This is a genomic window from Aureimonas altamirensis, from assembly GCF_023702225.1.
Lineage (GTDB): Bacteria > Pseudomonadota > Alphaproteobacteria > Rhizobiales > Rhizobiaceae > Aureimonas > Aureimonas altamirensis_B.
On the sequence record NZ_JAMQCO010000008.1, the window covers coordinates 264081 to 285652 of the forward strand.

Genomic DNA, 21572 nt, shown 5'->3' on the forward strand with positions numbered 1-21572 from the left:
GTCAGGCCCTCACGCCGTCGAGGCCGCGCGCCAGCCGCCGTTCAAGGAACCGGACTCCGGCGGTGATGACGGACGCCATGGCGAAATACAGGACGAGGATGGTGATGAAGGGCACCGCCGTATTGCCGGTCTGCGCCCGCACCACCTGCGCCTGGAAGGTCATGTCGGCCAGCGAGATCAGCGACACGATGGCCGTGGCCTTGAGAAGCTCGATGGCGTTGTTGTTGAACGTGGGCAGCATGATGACCAGCGCCTGCGGCAGGATGATGTGGCGCATGGCCTGCCAGCGCGTCAGGTTGAGCGCCACGCAAGCCTCGCGCTGCTCCCGGCCTATGGCGCGGATGGCGCCTCGCACCACCTCCGCGCCGTAGGCGCCGACATTCAGGCCCAGCGCCAGCACGCCCGCCTGCATCTCGCTCAGGGTCAGACCCATCAAGGGCAGGACGTAATAGGCCCAGAACAGCTGGACGAAGATCGACGTGCCGCGAAAGAACTCGACATATGTGGTTGCCAGCGCCCGCACCCACCAGAAGCGCGAGACGCGCCCCAGGCCGGCCACGAAAGCGACGAGCAGCGCAAAGAGACAGCCATAGACCGTCAGCTTCACGGTAACGACCGCGCCTTCCAGTATCAGCTGGAGATAGCCGAGCCACATATCCATCGCGGTTCTTCTTCAGCCGGGGCTTACTGCTGGGCGCAGAGCTTTTCGCGCGTCGTCGACATCGCCGCCTGCGCCGAGAAGCCGTATGGCTCGATGATCTGGGCGAACTCGCCCGAAGCCTTGATGGCCGCCAGTTCGCGGTCGAAGGCGTCGCGCAGCTCGGTCTGGTCCTTGCGGAAGGCCGCACCGTCGCAATAGACCGGCGCACCCTCGACGGGGGCCACGACCTCCAGTGTGTCGTCGTTGGCCTGGCCGGCCAGCGCGTTGATGGACAGGACCGGCAGCGAATAGACATCGATGCGCCCCTGCTGCAGCATGGTCAGGCCGCTCTGCGCGTCGGGCACCACGATGACGCGGTCGCGCGGCACGCCGGCTTCCAGGGCCAGGCGCTCCTCCGTGCCGCCGCCCGGCGCGCCGATGCGGACCTCGGCATTGTCGGCAATATCCTTGTAGGACTTCAGGCCATGCGGATTGCCGGCCTTGAGCAGGAAGGCCTCGGCGTCGCACAGGACAGGCTCGGAATAGGCCACGGCGGCGCAGCGTTCGGGCTTCATGAACAGCCCCGCGGTTACGGCGTCGAAGCGCCGTGCCTGAAGACCGGGGATCATTGCCCCATACTCCGAGATCGAGGCGACCACGTCATCGACGCCGAGACGCTTGAAGACGGCCCGGGCGACATCCGGTGCGGCCCCCGATACGCTCCCGTCCGAGTTGACGGCGGTGAAAGGCGGCTCGTTGGCGATGGCGATGCGGGCGAAGCCCTGCTCCTTCAAGGCATCGAGCGCCTCCTGTGCCTGGGCCGGAAGGCCCGACAGGGCAAGCGCGCCCAGCGATGCACCCAGGATGGCGCGGCGGATCTTGGCATTCGGCATGGGTGTGGCTCCGTTGGCAGAAGCATGCCCGGTCGAAGCGGAACCGCCTCGATTGCGGACGATGCGATGAATTCCGGACCGCGCGCTCAGACGCGCTGGCCGGCGGCGACGACCTTGCGAAGGAAAGCCTGGGTGCGCTCTTCCTTCGGGTTGGTGAAGATCGCGTCCGGCGGACCGGACTCGACGATGCGTCCCTTGTCGAAAAAAAGGACACGGTCCGCGAAATCGTGGGCGAAACTCATCTCGTGGGTCACGAGCAGCATGGTCATGTCCGTCTCCCGGCCCAGGAGGCGCATGACGTTCAGCACCTCCTCGACCAGTTCCGGATCGAGCGCGGAGGTGACCTCGTCGAACAGCATGATGCGCGGGTTCAGCGCCAGCGCGCGGGCGATGGCGACGCGTTGCTTCTGCCCGCCGGAAAGCTGCGACGGCATGGACTTCGCCTTGTCGGCCATGCCGACCATGTCCAGCAGTTCCAGCGCCCGCTTCTTCGCATCGGCCGGCTTGACGCCCTGCGTCAGGACGGGCGCCAGCGTGACGTTCTCGCAGACGCATTTGTGCGGAAACAGGTTGAAATGCTGGAAGACCATGCCGATCTTCGCCCGCATCCGATGCAGGTGCTTCTCGTCGGCGGGCTTCAACGCCCCCTCGCCGCCCATGTGGAACAGGTGGTCTCCGTCCACCTTGATATGGCCGTCGGTCAGGTCCTCCAGCGTCATCAGGATGCGCAGGATAGTCGTCTTGCCGGAGCCGGACGGACCGATCAGCGCGATCTTTTCGCCGGGCATGACGTCGAAGTTCAACCGGTCGAGCACGGTCAGCTCACCGAAGCGCTTGGTCACGTTTTCGAACTGGATGATCGGTGACGCCACGTAGCATCCTCTGATTGAGGCCATCGAGTGACGCAACGATGCGACCCGCACCAAATCATGTCAATTGACAAAATCAAATCATGACAATTAATCGGGCTGTGCCATTTTTCGATGCAGCGGAGCCCAGTCTCGGCTCAGATCGCCAGCAGTAGCGGCTCCGGGTCGGACCGATGCAGGTTGGCGATGACCTTCAGGCCGGTGCGCAGCTCCGCTTCGGTCGTCGAGCCGACGGAGACGCGCACGGCCGGCTGCCGGATCGCCCCCATCTGGAAGGAGCGCCCCGGCGCGACGGCGACGCCGCGCAGGCGCGCCTGCGCCACGAACAGCTCTTCCGTTTCGGGCGTATCCAGCGGCAGCCACAGATGCAGCCCTTCGCGGTGCGCCCTGTAGGGGATCCCGGCCAGCATTTCGGCAACCACCTCCTGCCGCCGGCGCAAGGCCTGTCGCTGCCATCGCACCAGCTCTGCGGCCGTGCCGTCGGCCACCCAGCGCGTCGCGAGCTCGGCGATCAGGGGCGTCGCGATCCAGTTGGTGACCAGGTGCCGGTTCATCACGGCCGACAGCATCCTGTCCGGCACCGCGAGATATCCCGTGCGAAGGCCGGGAAGCACCGTTTTGGTGAAGGAGGTGACATACAGCGTGCGCTCGGGCGCGAAGGCGGCGACAGGTGGCGGCCGGTCCTCGATCAGCGGTCCCAGAACGTCGTTCTCGATGATGGCGATGTCGTGCCGGCGGGCAACGGCCGCGATGGCGGCGCGCCGCCCCTCGCCCATCAGCGCCGCTGTCGGCCCGATGACCGACGGCTGCAGGAATACCGCCCGGATGCCGTCGTGCCGGCAGGCGGCGTCGAGCGCGTCGGGCAGTATGCCCTCCTCGTCGATGTCCAGCGCCGTCAGCTTGAGGCCCAGATAGGTGGCCAGCGGAACCAGCGTGTGGTGGCCGATCGCCTCCGTCCCGACAGCGCCGCCGGCGCCCGCCACGCTCATCAGGGCGATGGTCATTCCCGCCGTCGCGCCGTTTGTCAGGCAGATGTTGGCCGGTGGCACGGACAGGCCGCAACCGCGCAGCCAGTCCACCGCCACGGCCTTGTGGCGCGGAAAGACGACATTGGGGCGGAACGACAGGACGGTCGACGGCGGCAGGCTGCCGGCAAGCTCCACCAGGGCGGCCTGCATGCGCTCCACATGCATCGTCTCGCAGACCGGCTTGAGGATGGACAGGTCCACGATTTCGCCGAACCGCTCCGGAATATAGGGCAACGTGCCTTCCGGCTTGTCGCCCCGCACGAAGGTGCCGCGCCCCGTTTCCCCGGATACGAGCCCCCGCCGTATGAGTTCCTCATAGGCCCGGCTGACCGTCTGCACCGACAGTTTGAGCCCGTCGGCCATGACCCTGTGGGGCGGCAGCCGCACGCCGGCCGCCAGCCGTCCATCGCCGATGGCCCGGCCGATCTGGTCTGCGAGGGACTGATAGTAGGGCCGCCGCAGGGCGGGGCGGTCGATGTACCACATTGTCATGAATCAAGCTTTGCCGAAATCATGACAATTCACAATTGGAAAATGCGCCGTTAGAGCTTAAACACCCATGTCTCGACCATCAGAGGGGGCACGGAGGGCATGAAGCTCGACGCGGCGGACCTGCGTATCCTCAGGGAAATCCAGAGCGACGGCCGGATCACCAAGCTGGCGCTGGCCGAGCGTGTCGGCCTGTCGCCCACGCCATGCTGGAACAGGCTGAAGAAGCTGGAGGATTCCGGCATCGTGATGGGCTACCGTGCGCGGATCCGCATCTGCGCCATCGCGCCCATCGCCGAGGTGCTGGTGGAAGTAACGCTCGGCAACCACCGGCAGGCCGATTTCGACCGCTTCGAGCGGGCGATCCGCGAAGCGCCGGAGGTCGTGTCCTGCTGGTCGGTCGGCGGCGGCGTCGACTATATACTTAAGGTCGTCAGCCCTGGCATAGACCACTACCAGAGGCTTGTGGACGGCTGGCTCGCCCGGGAGATCGGGATCGCTCGGTACTTCACCTACATCGTCACCCGCACGGTCAAGGAGGAGGTCGACGCACCCGTGGAATTGCTGGCCTTGAAGCGCTCTAAGGAGTAGTCGTTGCCACACGCGCAATGGAGATGGACATGAACCGACTCATCCGACCGGAAGACAAGGACGCGTGGCTGACCCTGTGGGAGGGCTACCAGCGCTTCTACAAGGTCGAGATTCCGCGGGACGTGTCCGAGAAGACGTTCGAGCGGCTTCTGGACCCAGCCGAGCCGATGTTCGGCGTGCTCGCCTTCGAGGACGACAAGCCGCTCGGCCTCGTCCACTACATCTTCCACCGTTCCACCTGGACGGTCGGCGACTATTGCTACCTGCAGGATCTTTTCGTGGCCGAGGGAATGCGCGGGCGCAGCCTCGGGCGCAAGCTGATCGACTTCGTCTATTCCGAAGCGGCCAAGGCCGGCGCGTCGCGCGTGTACTGGCTGACCCACGAAACCAATCGCGCCGCCATGAAGCTTTACGACCAGGTCGCGGACCGGACGGGCTTCCTGCAATACTCCAAGAGCTTCTGATCCCGGCCGGGCCGGAAGAGACTTTCTCCGGCCGGGCGACATTCTTGAGAGACTGTCTCCTGCGGGGACCGGCAGAAAAGACCAAAAGCGCGACCGCTCCAGCCTAGGCTCGAATCTCCACGACAAGGGGATTCGACGAGATGAGCGCCTGTTTCGCCCGACACGAACGCCATGCCGCGCTGGACCGCCTGTCCGACAGGCGCCTCCTGCGTGAGAACGGCTATTGCGACGGCCGCTGGGTGCGGGAGCCGTCCGGCGCCGCCTTTCCGGTCACCGACCCGGCTACCGGGACCGCCCTTGCCTATGTTTCGGCGCTCGGGGCAGAGACGGTGGCGGAGGCCATCGACGCCGCGCATGCCGCACTGAAGCCGTGGCAGGCGCTGACGCCCCAGGCCCGCGCGGCAACCCTGATGCGCTGGCACGACCTGATCCTCGCCGCCCGGGACGATCTGGCGCTCATCATGACGTTGGAGCAGGGCAAGCCCATGGCCGAGTCGCTGGGCGAGATCGACTACGCGGCATCCTTCGTGTCCTTCTATGCGGAGGAAGGCAGGCGCGCCTCGGTAGAAGGTATCGCCAGCCATCTGCCGGGCGCCGCAATGAGCGTGTCGCGCGTGCCGGTCGGCGCCGTCGGCCTGGTCACGCCGTGGAATTTTCCGTCGGCGATGCTGACGCGCAAGGCAGCTGCGGCGCTGGCGGCAGGCTGCACCGTGGTCGCCCATCCGTCGTCCCATACGCCGCTTTCCGCGTTGGCCCTTGCCGAGCTTGCGGAGCGCGCCGGCTTTGCCCCCGGCCTGTTCAACGTCCTGACCGGCGACGCCGAAACGATCGTCGGTACGATGTGCGCCGATACACGCCTGCGCGCCATCAGCTTCACCGGTTCGACGCAGATCGGCCGCATGATCGCCGCGCGCTGTGCGCCCGGCGTCAAGCGTCTGGTGATGGAACTGGGCGGCCATGCCCCCTTCATCGTCTTCGACGACGCGGATATCGAGCGGGCCGTCGACATCGCCATGGGAGCGAAATTCGCGACTTCGGGCCAAGACTGCCTCGCGGCCAACCGCATCTACGTCCAGCGCGCGTTGTACGATGCCTTCGTGCAACGCTTCGCGGAACGGGCCCAGGCGCTCAAGGTGGGCAACGGGCTGGACGCCGACGTGGACATCGGACCCCTGATGCACCCGCGCGCCGTCGCCAAGGCGGCCGAGCACGTCGCCGACGCGCAGGCACGCGGGGCACGTATCGTGGCAGGCGGAACGGCGGGCCGGCCCGGGCCCTTGCATTTTGCCCCGACCGTGCTGGCCGACGTGCCGGACGATGCGCTCATCATGCGCGAGGAAACCTTCGCGCCCGTCGCCGCCATCACCCCCTTCGACACGGAGGCGGAGGTGATCGACCGGGCGAACGACAGCGAGTACGGGCTCGTCGCCTATGTGGTGACACGCGATTCCGCCCGTGCCGCGCGCCTTTCGGCGGCGCTGGAGTACGGCATGGTCGCGGTGAACCGGGTCAAGATCACCGGCGCGCCCGTTCCATTCGGCGGCGTCAAGCAATCCGGTCTCGGCCGCGAGGGATCGCGACACGGCCTCGAGGCCTTCACCGACCTCAAATATGTCTGCCTCGACCTCGCCTGAGGCCAAGGCTCCCCCGAAGTTCCAATCCAGGAGATCCAGCATGCTCGATCGGGCCAGCCGCGACAACGAACTGAACGCCTTCGACCGCGACCATTTCTTCCATCCGTCAACCCATATGGGCATGCATGCGCGCGGCGAAACGCCCAACCGCATCATCGAAGGCGGCCGCGGCTGCACGATCGTGGATCGCGACGGCCGCGAAAGCCTCGATGCCTTTGCCGGCCTCTACTGCGTCAATGTCGGCTATGGCCGGCAGGAGATCGCCGAAGCGATCGCGGAGCAGGCACGCAAGCTCAGCTATTACCACGCCTATGCTGGCAACGGCTCCGAACCTTCCATCCGCCTTGCAAAGATGATCGTGGACCGGGCGCCCGCCAACATGAGCAGGGTCTATTTCGGGCTGTCCGGCTCGGATGCCAACGAAACCAACATCAAGCTGATCTGGTACTACAACAACGTACTCGGTCGGCCGGAGAAGAAGAAGATCATCTCGCGCTGGCGCGGCTATCACGGCTCGGGCGTCATGACCGGCTCCCTCACCGGGCTGCAGCTCTTCCATGATGCGTTCGACCTGCCCCGTGCACCCATCCTGCATACGGAAGCACCCTATTACTTCCGCCGCGAAGACCGCTCCATGACAGAGGAGCAGTTCTCGCAGCACTGCGCCGACAGGCTGGAAGACATGATCCTTGCCGAGGGGCCGGATACGGTGGCGGCCTTCGTCGGCGAGCCGGTCCTGGGAACGGGCGGCATCGTGCCGCCGCCGGCCGGCTACTGGCAGAAGATCCAGGCCGTCCTGAAGAAGTACGATATCCTCCTGGTGGCGGACGAGGTGGTCACCGGGTTCGGACGCCTCGGCTCCATGTTCGGGGCGGACCACTACGGCATCGAGGCCGACCTGATCACCATCGCAAAGGGCCTGACCTCCGCCTATCTGCCCCTGTCGGGCACGATCGTTTCGGACAAGGTATGGAACGTGCTGGTAGAGGGCTCCGATGCCATGGGCGTCATCGGTCATGGCTGGACCTACTCGGCCCATCCCCTGTGCGCGGCGGCGGGCATCGCCAACCTCGAACTGATCGACCGCCTGGACCTCGTCTCGAATGCGGGGCAGACCGGCGCCTACCTGCGCGAGGCGCTTTCACAAGCCGTGGGCGGCCACCGGCTGGTCGGTGAGGTGCGTGGCGAAGGCATGCTGGCGGCGGTGGAGTTCGTCGCCGACAAGGATGACAGGATATTCTTCGATCCGGCGCTGAAGGTCGGGCCGCGCATTGCCGCGGCGCTGCTCGAGCGCGGCGTGATCGGCCGGGGGATGCCGCAGGGAGACATATTGGGCTTTGCGCCGCCCTTCTGCCTGACGAAAGAGGAAGCAGACCGGATTGCAGAGGCCACCCGCAGCGCCGTAGATGCCGTCGCAGCCGATCTCTAAGCGCGCCCGCCGCCTGTCCGCAAGGTCAGGCGGCGCCCAGCTTTGCAACGATTTCATCCGGCATGTAGGGCTTGGTCACGAAGCCCAGCGGTCTTGCATCCGCGGCGACCGACCTCAGCTTCTCATTGATCTGCGCACTGACGAACAGAGACGGGATGTCGAGTTCGGCGCGCAGGCGGCGGGCGGTATCGATGCCGCAGGTGCCGCGCGCCAGGTTGACGTCCATGATTGCCGCATCGACCTTGGTATCGCGCGCCAGAGCCAGCGCGGCGTCCGTATCCGTGGCGATGCCGACCACCTCGAATCCCGCTTCTGACAGGGCATCCTCGAGATCCATGGCAATCAGGAACTCGTCCTCGACGATCATGATTCGATAGGTCATTGCGGCATGCGTTCCCGGCTGTTGGAGCGTTACGTTCCCGACTATCGATCTCTAAACGGCGCGGACGCAAAAAAGTGCCGGCCGCGTGAGACTTTTTTGTCGCACCGCAATTTGACGCGTGAAAATTATATTGATATCAACGTAAATTCCAACGGAGGGAACTGCCGTGAGTCGCATGATATTCGTCAACCTTCCGGTCCTTGATCTGGCCCGGTCAATGACCTTCCATGAGGCGCTCGGTGCCCGCAACGAGCCGCGCTTCACCGACCAGTCCGCTGCCATGATGGTCATCTCGGATACGATTTCGATCATGCTGCTGACACATGACCGGTTTCGGGATTTCACGCCGAAGGCGATCGCGGATGCCCATGCCGTCAGCGAGGTGCTTCTGGCACTGTCCGCCGACAGCCGCGCCCAGGTCGACGAGACGATCGACAAGGCTGTCGAAGCAGGCGGCAGGGCCGACCCATGTCCCACCCAGGATTACGGCTTCATGTATGGCCGATCCTACGAAGACCTCGACGGGCATATCTTCGAAGTCGTGTGGATGGACATGTCGGCGATGGATCGGGAAGACTCCTGAAGCCTTCGCAAACGGGCAAGACAACGACGCAAACCGTCAATCGACGGGGGAAAAGGCCGCTAACCTTTCAGCACCATACGCCTTCAGATCCATTGCCTCTGCGCCGTGGCGCACAGAAGAAGGAAGCGCGAATGATGCGGCTGACACCTGCCATCCTTGCTACCATGTCCATCCTGACCATACCGGCTGCCGCCGCCGATGGCGCGGCATGCGCGACACCGAAATTCTCCGATGTCGGCTGGACGGACATCACCGCCACCACGGCGGTCGCCAACGAACTCCTGACGGCGCTGGGCTACAGTCCGGAAGTGTCGGTGCTGTCGGTGGCGATCACCTTTCGGGCGCTCGACCAGGGCGACACCGACATATTCCTGGGCAACTGGATGCCCCTGCAGGAGCCGATCGCGACGCCGCTCATCGAATCGGGGGCCATCGAGGTCGCCGCCGTCAACCTGACGGGTGCGCGCATCGGCTTTGCCGTCCCGCAGTCCACCTACGATGCCGGGCTGAAGACATATTCCGACATCGCCGGTTTCAAGGACCGGCTGGAAGGACAGATCTACGGCATCGAGGCCGGCAGCAGCGCCAATGAGACCATCCAGAAGATGATTACCGACAATACGTTCGCCCTCAAGGACTTCACCCTGGTGGAATCCAGCGAGCAGGCCATGTTGGCGCAGGTATCCTCGCGGATGCGCCAGGACGGCGACGTCCTGTTCTTCGGCTGGCAGCCGCACCCGATGAACCTCAATCACGACATCGCCTACCTGGAAGGCGGCAACGACGTTTTCGGCCCGAATGACGGCGGCGCCACCGTGCAGACCGTGACCCGCAAGGGCCTCTCCGCCGATTGCCCGAACCTTGGCGTCTTGTTGTCCAACCTCGTCTTCGACGTCGCGATGGAAGACCGCCTGATGAGCGACATCATCGACAAGGGCATGCAGCCGGATGCCGCCGCCGTGGCCTGGATGAAGGAAAACCCCGAGATGCTGGCGCGCTGGCTCGACGGCGTGACCACGCTGGAGGGGCAACCGGGCCTGGCGGCCGTAGAGGCCAGCCTCGGCGGCTGATCAGCCACGCGCCCTCCGCGCGGTGGAGGGCGCATGGCCGTAATGGCGGCGGAAGGCACGTGACAGCGCCGAAATGGACGAGAAGCCGCTACGCTCGGCGATCTCGGCCATCGACAGGTTGGTATCCACCACCAGCCGGCGTGCCTGCGCGATCCGCAGTTTCAGGAAATAGGCGGCGGGCGAAACTTCGACCATGCGCCGGAACAGAAGCTCCAGGTTGCGCGTGGAAAGGCCGACGCGCAGCGCGATGGCCGCTATCGTCAACGGCCGGTCCAGATGGGTTTCCATGATGCGGATCGCCTCGGCGACGCGCGGCTCGTGCCGCCGGATACGCCCGAGGGAAACGACCGGTTGGGTGTCGCCTCCCGCACGCATCTCCTCGTAGATATACAGGCTCGCCACGTCGAGCGCGGCGGAATAGCCGTTGCGTGCGCGGATCAGCGTCAGCATCAGATCCAGGGCCGGCGTGGCCCCACCCGTCGTGTAGATGGGCCCGTCGCCGACGAAGCGGTCGGGCACCACCTCCACATGCGGAAACCGCACCGCGAAATCTTCCAGGTCTTCCCAATGGGTCGTGGCGCGCCGCCCGTCCAGCAGGCCGGCCAGCGCCAGCACCCAGGCGCCGGCTTCGACGCCGAATACCATGTCGGCGCGCCGAACGCCCTTTCGAACCGCCATCAGCGTTTCGGACGTCGCCTGCCGCTCCGCTCCGAAGGCTGCGACGAGAACCAGCAACGAACTGCACGTTTCGGCATCGAAGCGGCCGTCGACGGCCACCGCTACGCCGCAACTGGCCGCAGCCGCTTCCCCGTCCATGGACAACAGCCGCCAGCGATAGGCCTGCCGCCCCAGAACGCGGTTCGCGCCCCGCAGCGGATCAAGCGCGGCGGCGAGCGACATGAGCGAAAAGCCCGGAAACAGCAGAAGGGAAACGTCCAGGGTATCGTCGGTCTCGGTGAAGATCATCGCATCGCATAATGTCAAACGGGTTTCGCAAGCAGTGTGATGCGCCGTTGCCGTCTCGTCCACCCTTCCGGCACGTCAAACGAAACGGAAGGTCCGACAATGCCGCTTTCCATGAACCGCGACGTCTTCATCACCTGCGCGGTGACGGGCTCCGGCGACACGGCGGGGCGCTCGCCGCATGTCCCCGTGACGCCGGCCGAAATCGCCGCTTCGGCCATCGATGCGGCCAAAGCGGGCGCGGCCATCGTGCATTGCCACGTCCGCGATCCGGATACGGGCAGGCCGGCCCGTGACCTGGCGCTCTACCGCGAGGTCACTGAGCGGATCCGTGAAGCGGATGTGGACGTCGTGCTGAACCTGACGGCGGGCATGGGCGGCGACCTCGTCTTCGGCAGTGTCGAACGCCCCCTCCCCGTGAACGACGCGGATACGGACATGGCCGGAGCCTCGGAAAGGCTCGCCCATATCGTCGAATGCCGGCCGGAGATCTGCACGCTGGATTGCGGCACCATGAACTTCAACCTCGGCGATTATGTCATGGTCAACACGCCGGGCACGCTGCGCGAGATGGCGCGGCAGATCACCGCGCTGGGCGTGCGCCCCGAGATCGAGGCCTTCGATACCGGCCACCTATGGTTCGCGCGGCAACTGGTGGAAGAGGGCCTGATCGAAGACCCGGTTCTGGTTCAGTTGTGCATGGGCATTCCGTGGGGTGCGCCCGACGACCTCAACACCTATCTGGCGATGGTGAACAATCTGCCGGCCGGCTGGACTTTTTCAGCCTTCGCCATCGGCCGCAATGCCATGGCCTGGCCGGCCGCCGCCGTGCTTGCCGGCGGCAATGTGCGTGTCGGGCTGGAAGACAATCTTCGCCTCGGCAAGGACCGGTTCGCCACCAACGCCGAACTTGTGGACAGTGCGGTGCGCTTGGTAGAGGCGATGGGCGCCCGCATCGTGGGGCCGCAAGCCGTGCGCGACAAGCTGAAGCTCACCAGGCGCGGGGTTGCGCGATGACCGGCCCGAGGATCGGCCGCGCGGCCTGTGTGGGCGGAGGCGTCATCGGCGGCGGCTGGATCGCCCGCTTCCTGCTGGCCGGCATCGACGTGGATGTCTTCGACCCGCACCCGGACGCACAGCGCATCGTCGGCGAGGTCGTCGCCAATGCCGAACGTGCCTATGCCATGCTGACTCACGCGCCGCTGCCGCCGCGAGGCCGCCTTGCCTTCCATGCCAGCCTTGCCGAGGCGGTGGCGCATGCGGACTGGATCCAGGAAAGCGTTCCCGAACGGCTGGACCTCAAGCGCGGCGTCCTGGCAGAGATCGATGCCGCCGCCCGCCCCGCCGCGATGATCGGATCGTCCACCTCGGGCCTTTTGCCCACCGACCTGCAAGGCGGGATGGCGCATCCGGAGCGCCTCTTCGTCGCCCATCCCTACAACCCCGTCTATCTGCTGCCGCTGGTGGAACTGGTGGGCGGGCGGCAGACCGACAAGGCCGTCATCGGCAAGGCTCAGGCTGCCCTGCCGACCATCGGGATGAAGGGCGTCGTCATCGACCGGGAGATCGAGGCCTTCGTCGGCGACCGGCTTTTGGAAGCCCTGTGGCGTGAGGCGCTGTGGCTGGTGAAGGACGACGTCTGCGACGTCGAGACGCTGGACGATGTGATCCGCTATTCCTTCGGCCTGCGCTGGGCGCAGATGGGCCTGTTTCAGACCTATCGCATTGCCGGGGGCGAAGCCGGGATGCGGCACTTCCTCCAGCAGTTCGGACCTTGCCTCGCCTGGCCGTGGACGAAGCTGACCGACGTGCCCCGGATGGACGATGCGCTCGTCGACAAGATTGCCGCCCAGTCGGACGCGCAGGCGGACGGGCTTTCGATCCGCGAGCTGGAGCGCCTGCGCGACGAAAACCTGGTCGGCATCCTGCAGTCCCTGAAAACCGGCGACGGCGGCAAGGGCTGGGGTGCGGGCAGGCTGCTGGCCGAGTTCGAGAACGCCTTGCAGGATCGCGCGGTGCCCGTGCCCGACGACGGCGGGCCTCTGAAGCTCCTGACGGCGACGGTCAGCCCGGGCTGGATCGACTATAACGGCCACATGACGGAGTACCGCTACCTCCAGCTCTTCGGAGAGGCGACGGACGCCTTCCTGCGGATGATCGGCGTCGATTCGGCCTATGTCGCGGGCGGAAGCAGCTATTACACGGTCGAGAGCCACCTGCGCCATCTGGCTCAGGCCCGCGCCGGCCAACGCCTCGACGTCGTGACGGTCCTTGTGGGCCATGACGCAAAGCGGCTGCACCTCGCACATGCGGTGACCGACGAGGCGGGAACGACATTGGCGACGGCGGAGCATCTGTTGCTGCATGTCACGGGCGAACGCGCCGCACCGGCGCCCCTGGCCGTCGCGGCGGCGCTGGATCGCGAGGCCGGGCGGGCCGCCCGTTTGCCGCGCCCGGACTTCATCGGCCGGGCCATCGCCATGCCGCCGGCCGGGCCATGATCAGATGATGGTGCGCAGCCGATGGGTTTGCGGATGCACCATCCGCACATGGGTGATGGGCCGCGTCAGGATGAAGGTCAGCCGCTCGGCCACGAAGACCGGCTGGCCGGCCGGCAGGCCCAGATGGCGCGCCTCCGCTTGCGTCGCGGCCGCCGCCAGGAAGCTGAGCTCCGCGTAGGAAAAGGGCGCGTTGTTGACCAGCCATTCATTGGGGCCGACGGCGCTGAAGGGTTCGTCCCGGGCGGTCGGAACCGCGTCGAGGCTGATGAGCCTGTCCTCGTATTGATAGGGCCTGCCGTCCGCACGATGCAGGCAGGCGATGGCCAGAACGGGTCGCCCGACGGCCATGCCCAACCGGCGCGCATCGCCCGGGTCGGCTGGGCGCTCGGTCCGCGCCAGCAGCGCATAATCATAGGCTTGGCCGAGCGCCGCGATTTCCTCGCCCACGATGGGAATCGACAGCCGGGCCTGCCGGACGGGGTTGAGCGCTACGCGCGTGCCGGCCTTGCGCTTACGCTCCAGAAGGCCGGTGCGCGCCAGTTCCTGCAGGGCACGATTGACGGTGGCCCGCGCCGCGCCGAACTCGTCCGCCAACGCCGCCTCGCCGGGGATGAGCGTGCCCGGCGGCCAGACCTTGTCGCCGATGCGCCGGGCGATCTCGTCCTTGATGGTGCGAAAGGATGCCCGCTCGTTCATGAAAGGCGCATCAGCCGGGACAGCGTCCTGGCGTAGCGTGCCTCGATGGCCGCGCGCGCCACATGCCGCCCGGCCTGCACCCGGTGCCGCCCGGCCGACCACACATCCGTCACCGCGCGCGAATCCGCAGTAAAGACAAATCCGTCGATCAGCCCGTCGCCCCTGCCGGAGCCGGACAGGGCGCCGGCATCCAGCGCGACAAGATCCGCCCACCTTCCGGGCTCTATGGCTCCGCTGTCTCGCCCGAGGGCCCGCGCCCCGCCCGCCAGGGCGTTACCGTACAGGCGGCGGCCGACGGACCCGCCGGGCTCCGCAAGCACGGCGCGCCCCCGATGCTTCAGCCTCTGGGAATATTCGAACTGGCGCAATTCCTCTCCCGTCGAAATGCGGATATTGGAATCGGAGCCTATGCCGAAATGCCCGCCGGCCGAAAGATAGTCGACGCCGTTGAAGATGCCGTCGCCCAGATTGGCCTCGGTGACGGGGCACAGTCCGGCAACGGCGCCGCTGCGCGCCAGCCGGTCCGTTTCGCCTTCGGTCATGTGGGTGGCATGGATGAGGCACCAGCGCGCATCCACGTCATGATTGTCGAACAGCCACTCCACCGGACGCCGGCCCGTGGCCGCCACCACCTCGTCGATCTCCAGTTCCTGCTCGGCGATATGCATGTGAAGTGGCGCGGATGGCCGCAGCGCCACCACTTCGGCAAGGCTTTCCGCCGAGACCGCACGCAAGGAATGGGGCGCGATGCCGAGCGCCGTATCGCCCGGCAGGCGTGAGAGTGCAGTTTCGGCATCCGAGACGAGCCGAAGGAAGGAATCGGTATCGTTGAAGAAGCGCTGCTGGCCGCCGGCCAGGGGGCGGCCATCGAGGCCGCCCTGCTGATACATAACGGGCAGAAGGGTGAGGCCGATGCCGCTATCGCCCGCCGCGGCGACGATCCGTTCCGATAGCTCGGCCGGATTTTCGTATGGCACGCCGCCCGGCGCGCGATGCAGGTAATGGAACTCGGCCACGGCGGCAAAGCCGGCCTCCTGCATCTCCATGAAGGCGAACGCCGCGATCGCCTCGATCTCGTCGGGCGTCAGCACGTCGAGAAAGCGATACATCAGCTCGCGCCAGGTCCAGAAGCTGTCGCGCCCTTCTGGCCCCCGCCATTCGGTAAGACCCGCCATGGCGCGCTGAAACGTATGGCTGTGCAGGTTGGACAAGGCCGGCAGCAAGACCGGAACAGCCATGTCGAAAGCATGGTCCTTAGCCGGCTCCACGGTTTCGATCCTACCGTCGCCGCCGACGGAAACGACGATCTCGTCGCGCCAGCCATCCGGTGTAAGTGCCGTCGCGGCCTTGATACGCATGCTGCTGCCTCCGTCGCCTTGCGCCCGATTATGCCCGATTGACTTTTTATGTCTATACATAATAGCGTTTCACGTGAAATGGAGCATCAGGGAGTTAAGCCATGGCCGTGCGCCTTCTGACAGATCTCACGCTCTGTACCATGGCCGGGCCCGAGCCCTACGGAAGAGTGGCCGACGGCGCGCTTGCGCTGGAAGACGGCCGGATCGCCTATGCCGGCCCCATCAAAGCATTGCCCGATCGGTTTCGCGGTGTGGCGGCGGAAAGCCAGGAAGGACGGGTCGCGACACCGGCGCTGATCGATTGCCATACGCATCTGGTTTTCGGCGGCGACCGCGCCCGCGAGTTCGAGATGCGGCTGAATGGCAAGACCTATGAGGAGATCGCCCGCGCCGGGGGCGGTATCGTATCCACGGTGACGGCAACCCGCGCGCTGGACGAAGCGGCACTTGCCAGGGCGACCGGGCCGCGTCTCGACGCCCTCTTGGCGGAGGGTGTCGGCACGGTCGAGATCAAGTCCGGCTATGGGCTGACGATCGAGTCGGAGCTCGCCATGCTGCGGGCCGCCCGGCGGCTCGGACGCGAGAAGAAGGTTCGGGTGCGGACGACCTGGCTTGCCGCGCACAGCCTGCCGCCGGAATACAAGGGGCGCGCCGACGACTATATCTCCGAAGTCGTCCTGCCCGGCATGGACGCCGGGGCCGCGGAAGGCCTGATCGATGCCGTCGACGCCTTCTGCGAAGGCATCGCCTTTTCCGTGGCCGAGGTTGCGCGCGTCTTCGAGCATGCGGGCAGGCTTGGCCTGCCGGTCAAGCTGCACGCGGAACAATTGTCCAATCTCGGTGGCGCGGCGATGGCAGCCGGCTTCGGCGCGCTGTCGGCCGACCATCTCGAATATCTGGACGATTCGGGCGTCGCAGCCATGCGGCGGGCCGGCACCGTTGCCGTGATGCTGCCCGGTGCCTACTACACGCTGCGCGAAACGCAGGCTCCTCCGGTTGCCGCCCTTCGGACCGCGGGCGTTCCGATGGCGCTGGCCACCGACTGCAACCCCGGCACATCGCCCCTCACCTCCCTGCTCATGGCCATGAACATGGGCGCCACCCTGTTCCGCATGACGCCCGAGGAAACGCTGGCAGGCGTCACGTGCCATGCCGCCAGGGCGTTGGGACTGGAGGGAGAGATCGGCACCCTTCAGGCGGGCAGGCGCGCGGAGATCGCCATCTGGTCGATCGACCATCCCGCCGAACTTTCCTACCGCATCGGCTTCAACCCGCTCCACGCAATCATCCTCGGGTCTTCTTCATGAGCATCATCCTCACACCCGGCAGGGTCACCCTCGCGACGCTCGAATCCATCTATCGCGGCAGCGGGCCCATAACGCTCGACGCGGCCTTCCGACCAGCCATCGCGGCCGCAGCCGCCCGCATCGCGGAGATCGCCGGCGGAGCCGAGGCCGTCTATGGCGTCAATACCGGCTTCGGCAAGCTGGCCAGCGTACGCATCGCGGCAGGCGATGTGGCGACGTTGCAGCGCAACCTCATCCTGTCGCATTGCTGCGGCGTCGGCGAGCCCCTGCCCGACCCGATCGTGCGACTGGTCATGGCCACCAAGCTCATCTCTCTCGGCAGGGGTGCTTCCGGCGTGCGCCCGCAGATCGTCGAACTGATCGAAGCCATGCTTGCGCACGGCATCCTGCCGGTCATTCCGGGCCAGGGTTCCGTCGGCGCATCGGGCGACCTTGCACCGCTTGCGCACATGGCCGCCGCCATGATCGGCGAAGGCAAGGTGCGCGTGGGCGGCATCGAGATGGCGTCCAGCGAGGCTCTGCGGCAGCACGGGCTGGCGCCTGTCGTGCTGGCCGCCAAGGAGGGCCTGGCCCTCATCAACGGCACGCAGGTTTCCACCGCTCTGGCGCTGGCGGGCTTGTTCCGGGCGCATCGGGCCTCGGCGGCGGCACTCGTCACCGGGGCGCTGTCCACGGACGCCGCCATGGGGTCTTCCGCGCCCTTCCACGCGGAAATCCACAGTCTGCGCGGCCACCAGGGGCAGATCGATGCCGCAAAGGCCCTGCGCGGCCTTCTCGCCGGCTCGCAGATCCGCGACAGCCATCTGGAGGGCGACGAGCGGGTTCAGGATCCGTATTGCATCCGCTGCCAGCCGCAGGTGGACGGCGCCTGCCTGGACGTGCTGCGGCAGGCGGGACGCACCTTGCGCATCGAAGCGAATGCCGTCACCGACAACCCTCTCGTCCTCTCGGACGGGCAGGTCCTGTCGGGCGGCAATTTCCACGCCGAGCCCGTGGCGCTCGCGGCCGACCAGATCGCGCTGGCCGTGTGCGAGGTCGGCGCCATCGCCCAGAGGCGTATCGCACTTCTGGTGGATCCTGCCCTCTCCTTCGGCCTGCCGGCATTCCTGGCGCGCAATCCGGGCTTGAACTCCGGATTGATGATCGCGGAGGTAACCTCCGCCGCGCTGATGTCGGAGAACAAGCAGATGTCGCATCCGGCATCGGTGGATTCCACGCCCACCTCGGCCAACCAGGAAGACCACGTCTCCATGGCCTGCCATGGCGCGCGGCGGCTTCAGCTGATGACGGCCAACCTGTTCGGCATCATCGGCATAGAGGCGCTGACGGCAGCCCAGGGCGTCGAGTTTCGACAACCCCTGAAGACCGGGACGGAGCTCCTGAAGGCGCAGGCCGCGATCCGCGCCCGCATACCCGCACTGGACGAGGATCGCTATATGGCGGACGACCTGTTCGCCGCCGCCGCGATGGTCGAGGATGGCAGTCTCGCCGAGGCGGTTTCCCCCGGTCTTCTGCCGTCGCTCGAGGACGCGGCATGAGCGTCTTCACGGTCAGGCAGGGCGAAGGGCCCGTCATTCTCGCCTATCCCCATTCCGGCACGCTGGTTCCCGACGAGATCGCCGGGCGCTTCAATGCGCAGGGCCGGTTGTTGCGGGATACGGACTGGCACCTGCCACGCCTGTATGACGGCCTGCTGGACGGCGCGACGCATGTGGAGGCGACCTTCCACCGCTACGTCATCGACGCCAACCGCGACCCTTCGGGTGCAAGCCTTTATCCGGGGCAGAACACGACGGGGCTCGTTCCCTTGACGGATTTCGACGATCAGCCGATCTGGAAGCCGGGCGAGGAGCCGACGGATCAGGACCGGGCCATGCGGCTGGAGCGGTTCCACGCGCCGTACCACGCCGCGCTCCGCGCCGAGATCGAGCGCGTTCGCCGACGGCATGGCGTTGCCATCCTCTATGATTGCCATTCGATCCGCTCCGTCATTCCCTATCTGTTCGAGGGGCGGTTGCCGGACCTGAACATCGGCACCGACAACGGCAAGACCGCCGCACAATCGATCCAGCAGGCGGCGGCGGAGGTTGCGGCGGCAGCCGCGCCCACCTTCACCCATGTCGTCAACGGGCGGTTTCGTGGCGGCTGGACGACCCGCCACTACGGCCAGCCGCAGAGGGGGGTTCACGCTATCCAGATGGAGCTGGCCCAGGCCACGCATCTTGCCAGAGAAAGCCCCCCCTTTGCCTACGACGCCGCCCGCGCCGCGCCGCTTCGCGATACGCTGTCGGCGCTTCTCAATCGCATCAGCGCCCTCGCCGCCGAATTGAAAGGTGATGCATGACCACGGATCCACGCCGCCACAATACCCGTACCGTCCGCGCGCCGCGTGGACCCGAACTGACAGCCAGGAGCTGGATGACGGAAGCGCCCTTGCGCATGCTGATGAACAATCTCGACCCGGAGGTTGCCGAAAACCCCAATGAACTGGTCGTCTATGGCGGCATCGGGCGGGTAGCCCGCACCTGGGACGACTTCGACAAGATCGTTTCGGCGCTCCGCGCGCTCGAGGAAGACCAGACGCTTCTGGTACAGAGCGGCAAGCCGGTCGGTGTCTTTCGCACGCATGCGGATGCGCCGCGCGTCCTGATCGCCAACTCCAACCTGGTGCCCCACTGGGCGACCTGGGATCATTTCAACGAGCTGGATCGACGGGGCCTTGCCATGTATGGCCAGATGACGGCCGGCTCCTGGATCTATATCGGCACGCAGGGCATCGTTCAGGGCACCTATGAAACCTTCGCGGAAGCCGGGCGCCAGCATTATGGCGGCAGCCTCAAGGGGCGCTGGGTTCTGACGGGCGGGCTCGGCGGCATGGGCGGTGCGCAGCCGCTGGCCGCCGTCATGGCGGGCGCATCGTGCCTTGCCGTCGAATGCAACCCGGACTCGATCGATTTCCGCCTGCGGACGCGCTATGTCGACGAGAAGGCGGAGACGCTGGACGAGGCGATGGAGATGATCCAGCGCTGGACTGCGGCCGGCGAGGCGAAGTCCGTCGGGCTTCTGGGCAACGCGGCCGAGATTCTGCCGGAGATGGTCCGGCGCAGCATCCGCCCGGACATCGTGACCGACCAGACCTCCGCGCACGATCCGATCAACGGGTATCTTCCCGTGGGCTGGAGTATCGCGGAATGGAAGGCGAAGCGCGAAAGCGATCCCAAGGCGGTGGAAAAGGCGGCGCGTGCGTCGATGCGCACGCATGTCGAGGCCATGCTGGCCTTTCATGATGCCGGGGTGCCGACGCTCGACTACGGTAACAACATCCGGCAGGTGGCGAAGGACGAGGGGCTGGAGAATGCCTTCGCCTTCCCCGGGTTCGTACCGGCCTATATCCGTCCGCTGTTCTGCCGCGGCATCGGGCCCTTCCGCTGGGCCGCGCTGTCCGGAGACCCGGAGGACATCCACCGCACCGATGCCAAGGTGAAGGAGCTGTTGCCCGATAACGCGCATCTGCATCGGTGGCTGGACATGGCGCGGGAGCGCATCGCGTTTCAGGGCCTGCCGGCGCGCATCTGCTGGGTGGGCCTCGGAGATCGCCACAGGCTGGGCCTCGCCTTCAACGATATGGTCGCCAATGGCGAATTGAAAGGCCCGGTCGTCATCGGCCGCGATCATCTGGATTCCGGCTCCGTCGCCTCCCCCAACCGGGAAACGGAAGCCATGAAGGATGGCTCGGATGCCGTATCGGACTGGCCGCTTCTCAATGCTCTGCTGAACACGGCCTCCGGCGCCACCTGGGTGAGTCTGCACCACGGCGGCGGCGTCGGCATGGGGTTCTCGCAGCATTCGGGCATGGTGATCTGTTGCGATGGCAGCGCAGACGCGGCGCGCCGTGTGGAACGCGTGCTGTGGAACGATCCGGCAACGGGCGTCATGCGCCATGCGGACGCCGGCTACGACGTCGCCATCGATTGCGCGCGCGAACAGGGATTGAACCTGCCGGCGATCCTGTAGATCGGATGAAGCGAGGGGGCGGAAGCGTAGACGTCGCCGCCCCACCGCCCGCCTCTAGTAGTAATACCGTTCACCATCGGCCATGGACTGGTTGATACAGCTCATGGCCAATTCCAGTTGCATGCGGTTGATATGCATGTACCGCACCTGCCATTGCCGCTTGGCAGCGGTTTTCACCAGCTTGCGCGCGAACTTGAGCAGGTCTTCGGACACGATGTGCGGAGCGATGTCCACAAAGCGGTCCACCGGCCAGAGATATCCGTCATCCGCCTCGGTAAGGCGTCCGGGAATATGCCTCCATTCGCCGGTCTTCAACCGGACGTGCATTACTGCGGCGCGTTGCCGGAGGGTGATGCAGAGGAATGAGGATCTATGCTAAAGGCTGAGCCAGCCATAATGCTCTCCTGTGTTGAGCGTTAGGGTCAGGCCCGGTGCGGGAGGGTGCAAGCTCCCCATCGGGCCGATTATCTTTATAGATTTAAGATTACAGGAAGGCAAACGCTTCCTGTCCGATCCGGGGTCCGCGCACGACATGCCCGCGCCTGCTGGCCGGGCAAGCCGCCAGCAGGTTCCGACGCCCGCGATCAGACGAACTCGCTGTAGAAACGCCACCCCCCCCCCGCGTTGGAGCGGGGTTATTGTGATTGTTGTGTGTTTTGGT

The 21572-nt window shown here is 66.1% G+C and carries 21 protein-coding genes; 12 read left to right on the plus strand and 9 right to left on the minus strand.

Translation table 11 applies throughout. The features are described 5' to 3' along the window. Position 1 precedes the first annotated feature (1 nt). The 4 genes from ehuC to NDN16_RS15095 all read right to left on the minus strand — a co-directional run bounded on the left by ehuC (position 2) and on the right by NDN16_RS15095 (position 3922). Positions 2-661: an ectoine/hydroxyectoine ABC transporter permease subunit EhuC gene (gene ehuC / locus NDN16_RS15080; RefSeq protein WP_251114289.1), complete on the minus strand. Its 660-nt coding sequence runs from the start codon at positions 659-661 to the stop codon at positions 2-4. A 23-nt stretch (positions 662-684) separates the two neighbouring features. Then, the gene (ehuB, locus tag NDN16_RS15085; RefSeq protein WP_251114290.1) at positions 685-1533 is read right to left on the minus strand and encodes an ectoine/hydroxyectoine ABC transporter substrate-binding protein EhuB; all 849 of its coding nucleotides are present in this window, start codon (positions 1531-1533) and stop codon (positions 685-687) included. 86 nt (positions 1534-1619) lie between these two features. Continuing rightward, positions 1620-2405 (minus strand): ectoine/hydroxyectoine ABC transporter ATP-binding protein EhuA, encoded by a 786-nt coding sequence (gene ehuA, locus NDN16_RS15090; protein WP_353050219.1) that lies wholly within the window; start codon positions 2403-2405, stop codon positions 1620-1622. Positions 2406-2539: 134 nt separating this feature from the next. Beyond that, positions 2540-3922: a PLP-dependent aminotransferase family protein gene (locus NDN16_RS15095; RefSeq protein WP_251114291.1), complete on the minus strand. Its 1383-nt coding sequence runs from the start codon at positions 3920-3922 to the stop codon at positions 2540-2542. A gap of 99 nt (positions 3923-4021) precedes the next feature. Between NDN16_RS15095 and NDN16_RS15100 the strand changes: the two genes are divergently transcribed. The 4 genes from NDN16_RS15100 (at position 4022) to NDN16_RS15115 (ending at position 8037) form a co-directional block, all read left to right on the plus strand. Then, on the plus strand, positions 4022-4510 hold the full coding sequence (locus NDN16_RS15100; protein WP_251114292.1) for an Lrp/AsnC family transcriptional regulator: 489 nt from the start codon (positions 4022-4024) through the stop codon (positions 4508-4510). Between the two features lie 29 nt (positions 4511-4539). Then, the gene (locus NDN16_RS15105; protein ID WP_435301109.1) at positions 4540-4974 is read left to right on the plus strand and encodes a GNAT family N-acetyltransferase; all 435 of its coding nucleotides are present in this window, start codon (positions 4540-4542) and stop codon (positions 4972-4974) included. A gap of 140 nt (positions 4975-5114) precedes the next feature. Next, on the plus strand, positions 5115-6608 hold the full coding sequence (locus NDN16_RS15110) for an NAD-dependent succinate-semialdehyde dehydrogenase (protein ID WP_251114294.1): 1494 nt from the start codon (positions 5115-5117) through the stop codon (positions 6606-6608). Positions 6609-6648: 40 nt separating this feature from the next. Then, a complete protein-coding gene (locus tag NDN16_RS15115) occupies positions 6649-8037 on the plus strand; it encodes an aspartate aminotransferase family protein (protein ID WP_251114295.1) in 1389 nt (462 codons plus the stop codon). 25 nt (positions 8038-8062) lie between these two features. Here NDN16_RS15115 and NDN16_RS15120 read toward each other — a convergent pair whose 3' ends face one another. Then, positions 8063-8404: a response regulator gene (locus NDN16_RS15120; protein ID WP_251114296.1), complete on the minus strand. Its 342-nt coding sequence runs from the start codon at positions 8402-8404 to the stop codon at positions 8063-8065. 181 nt (positions 8405-8585) lie between these two features. Here NDN16_RS15120 and NDN16_RS15125 point away from each other — a divergent pair, with 181 nt between their 5' ends. Both NDN16_RS15125 and choX read left to right on the plus strand, forming a co-directional pair. Then, positions 8586-9002, plus strand: a complete 417-nt coding sequence (locus NDN16_RS15125; protein ID WP_251114297.1) for a VOC family protein — start codon at positions 8586-8588, stop codon at positions 9000-9002. Between the two features lie 131 nt (positions 9003-9133). Continuing rightward, positions 9134-10072, plus strand: coding sequence for a choline ABC transporter substrate-binding protein (gene choX, locus NDN16_RS15130; RefSeq protein ID WP_251114298.1), 939 nt, complete (start codon positions 9134-9136; stop codon positions 10070-10072). Here the strand turns inward: choX and NDN16_RS15135 are convergent, their stop codons facing one another. Then, positions 10073-11038 carry a GlxA family transcriptional regulator gene (locus NDN16_RS15135; RefSeq protein WP_251114317.1) on the minus strand — a complete coding sequence of 322 codons (966 nt, stop codon included), beginning with the start codon at positions 11036-11038 and terminating at the stop codon, positions 10073-10075. 99 nt (positions 11039-11137) lie between these two features. On the opposite strand from NDN16_RS15135, the gene NDN16_RS15140 reads away from it, so the two are divergent. Together NDN16_RS15140 and NDN16_RS15145 are read left to right on the plus strand one after the other, a co-directional pair. Beyond that, a complete protein-coding gene (locus tag NDN16_RS15140; protein ID WP_251114299.1) occupies positions 11138-12052 on the plus strand; it encodes a 3-keto-5-aminohexanoate cleavage protein in 915 nt (304 codons plus the stop codon). Continuing rightward, a complete protein-coding gene (locus NDN16_RS15145) occupies positions 12049-13536 on the plus strand; it encodes a carnitine 3-dehydrogenase (protein ID WP_251114300.1) in 1488 nt (495 codons plus the stop codon). The genes NDN16_RS15140 and NDN16_RS15145 overlap by 4 nt, the downstream gene beginning before the upstream one ends. On the opposite strand, the gene NDN16_RS15150 is transcribed toward NDN16_RS15145, so the two are convergent. Both NDN16_RS15150 and NDN16_RS15155 read right to left on the minus strand, forming a co-directional pair. Then, complete coding sequence (locus NDN16_RS15150; protein ID WP_251114301.1) at positions 13537-14232, minus strand: GntR family transcriptional regulator; 696 nt, start codon at positions 14230-14232, stop codon at positions 13537-13539. Continuing rightward, positions 14229-15590 carry a formimidoylglutamate deiminase gene (locus tag NDN16_RS15155; protein ID WP_251114302.1) on the minus strand — a complete coding sequence of 454 codons (1362 nt, stop codon included), beginning with the start codon at positions 15588-15590 and terminating at the stop codon, positions 14229-14231. The genes NDN16_RS15150 and NDN16_RS15155 overlap by 4 nt, the downstream gene beginning before the upstream one ends. 101 nt (positions 15591-15691) lie before the next feature. Between NDN16_RS15155 and hutI the strand changes: the two genes are divergently transcribed. The 4 genes from hutI to hutU are packed head-to-tail and all read left to right on the plus strand — an operon-like array spanning position 15692 to position 20911. Next, complete coding sequence (hutI, locus tag NDN16_RS15160) at positions 15692-16897, plus strand: imidazolonepropionase (RefSeq protein ID WP_251114303.1); 1206 nt, start codon at positions 15692-15694, stop codon at positions 16895-16897. After that, positions 16894-18435 (plus strand): histidine ammonia-lyase, encoded by a 1542-nt coding sequence (gene hutH / locus NDN16_RS15165; RefSeq protein ID WP_251114304.1) that lies wholly within the window; start codon positions 16894-16896, stop codon positions 18433-18435. Before hutI ends, hutH begins: the two co-directional genes overlap by 4 nt. Then, entirely contained in the window at positions 18432-19241 is an 810-nt protein-coding gene (hutG, locus tag NDN16_RS15170; RefSeq protein ID WP_251114305.1) for an N-formylglutamate deformylase, read from the plus strand. The genes hutH and hutG overlap by 4 nt, the downstream gene beginning before the upstream one ends. Beyond that, entirely contained in the window at positions 19238-20911 is a 1674-nt protein-coding gene (hutU, locus tag NDN16_RS15175; protein ID WP_251114306.1) for a urocanate hydratase, read from the plus strand. The genes hutG and hutU overlap by 4 nt, the downstream gene beginning before the upstream one ends. Before the next feature lie 54 nt (positions 20912-20965). Here the strand turns inward: hutU and NDN16_RS15180 are convergent, their stop codons facing one another. After that, on the minus strand, positions 20966-21226 hold the full coding sequence (locus NDN16_RS15180; RefSeq protein WP_251114307.1) for a hypothetical protein: 261 nt from the start codon (positions 21224-21226) through the stop codon (positions 20966-20968). Between the last annotated feature and the right edge of the window lie 346 nt (positions 21227-21572).

Coding starts and splice junctions, on each gene's coding strand:
- ehuC (WP_251114289.1), bottom strand. CDS start 661: ATGGATATGTGGCTCGGCTATCTCCAGCTGATACTGGAAGGCGCGGTC.
- ehuB (WP_251114290.1), bottom strand. CDS start 1,533: ATGCCGAATGCCAAGATCCGCCGCGCCATCCTGGGTGCATCGCTGGGC.
- NDN16_RS15095 (WP_251114291.1), bottom strand. CDS start 3,922: ATGACAATGTGGTACATCGACCGCCCCGCCCTGCGGCGGCCCTACTAT.
- NDN16_RS15100 (WP_251114292.1), top strand. CDS start 4,022: ATGAAGCTCGACGCGGCGGACCTGCGTATCCTCAGGGAAATCCAGAGC.
- NDN16_RS15105 (WP_435301109.1), top strand. CDS start 4,540: ATGAACCGACTCATCCGACCGGAAGACAAGGACGCGTGGCTGACCCTG.
- NDN16_RS15110 (WP_251114294.1), top strand. CDS start 5,115: ATGAGCGCCTGTTTCGCCCGACACGAACGCCATGCCGCGCTGGACCGC.
- NDN16_RS15115 (WP_251114295.1), top strand. CDS start 6,649: ATGCTCGATCGGGCCAGCCGCGACAACGAACTGAACGCCTTCGACCGC.
- NDN16_RS15120 (WP_251114296.1), bottom strand. CDS start 8,404: ATGATCGTCGAGGACGAGTTCCTGATTGCCATGGATCTCGAGGATGCC.
- choX (WP_251114298.1), top strand. CDS start 9,134: ATGATGCGGCTGACACCTGCCATCCTTGCTACCATGTCCATCCTGACC.
- NDN16_RS15135 (WP_251114317.1), bottom strand. CDS start 11,038: ATGATCTTCACCGAGACCGACGATACCCTGGACGTTTCCCTTCTGCTG.
- NDN16_RS15140 (WP_251114299.1), top strand. CDS start 11,138: ATGCCGCTTTCCATGAACCGCGACGTCTTCATCACCTGCGCGGTGACG.
- NDN16_RS15145 (WP_251114300.1), top strand. CDS start 12,049: ATGACCGGCCCGAGGATCGGCCGCGCGGCCTGTGTGGGCGGAGGCGTC.
- NDN16_RS15150 (WP_251114301.1), bottom strand. CDS start 14,232: ATGAACGAGCGGGCATCCTTTCGCACCATCAAGGACGAGATCGCCCGG.
- NDN16_RS15155 (WP_251114302.1), bottom strand. CDS start 15,590: ATGCGTATCAAGGCCGCGACGGCACTTACACCGGATGGCTGGCGCGAC.
- hutI (WP_251114303.1), top strand. CDS start 15,692: ATGGCCGTGCGCCTTCTGACAGATCTCACGCTCTGTACCATGGCCGGG.
- hutH (WP_251114304.1), top strand. CDS start 16,894: ATGAGCATCATCCTCACACCCGGCAGGGTCACCCTCGCGACGCTCGAA.
- hutG (WP_251114305.1), top strand. CDS start 18,432: ATGAGCGTCTTCACGGTCAGGCAGGGCGAAGGGCCCGTCATTCTCGCC.
- hutU (WP_251114306.1), top strand. CDS start 19,238: ATGACCACGGATCCACGCCGCCACAATACCCGTACCGTCCGCGCGCCG.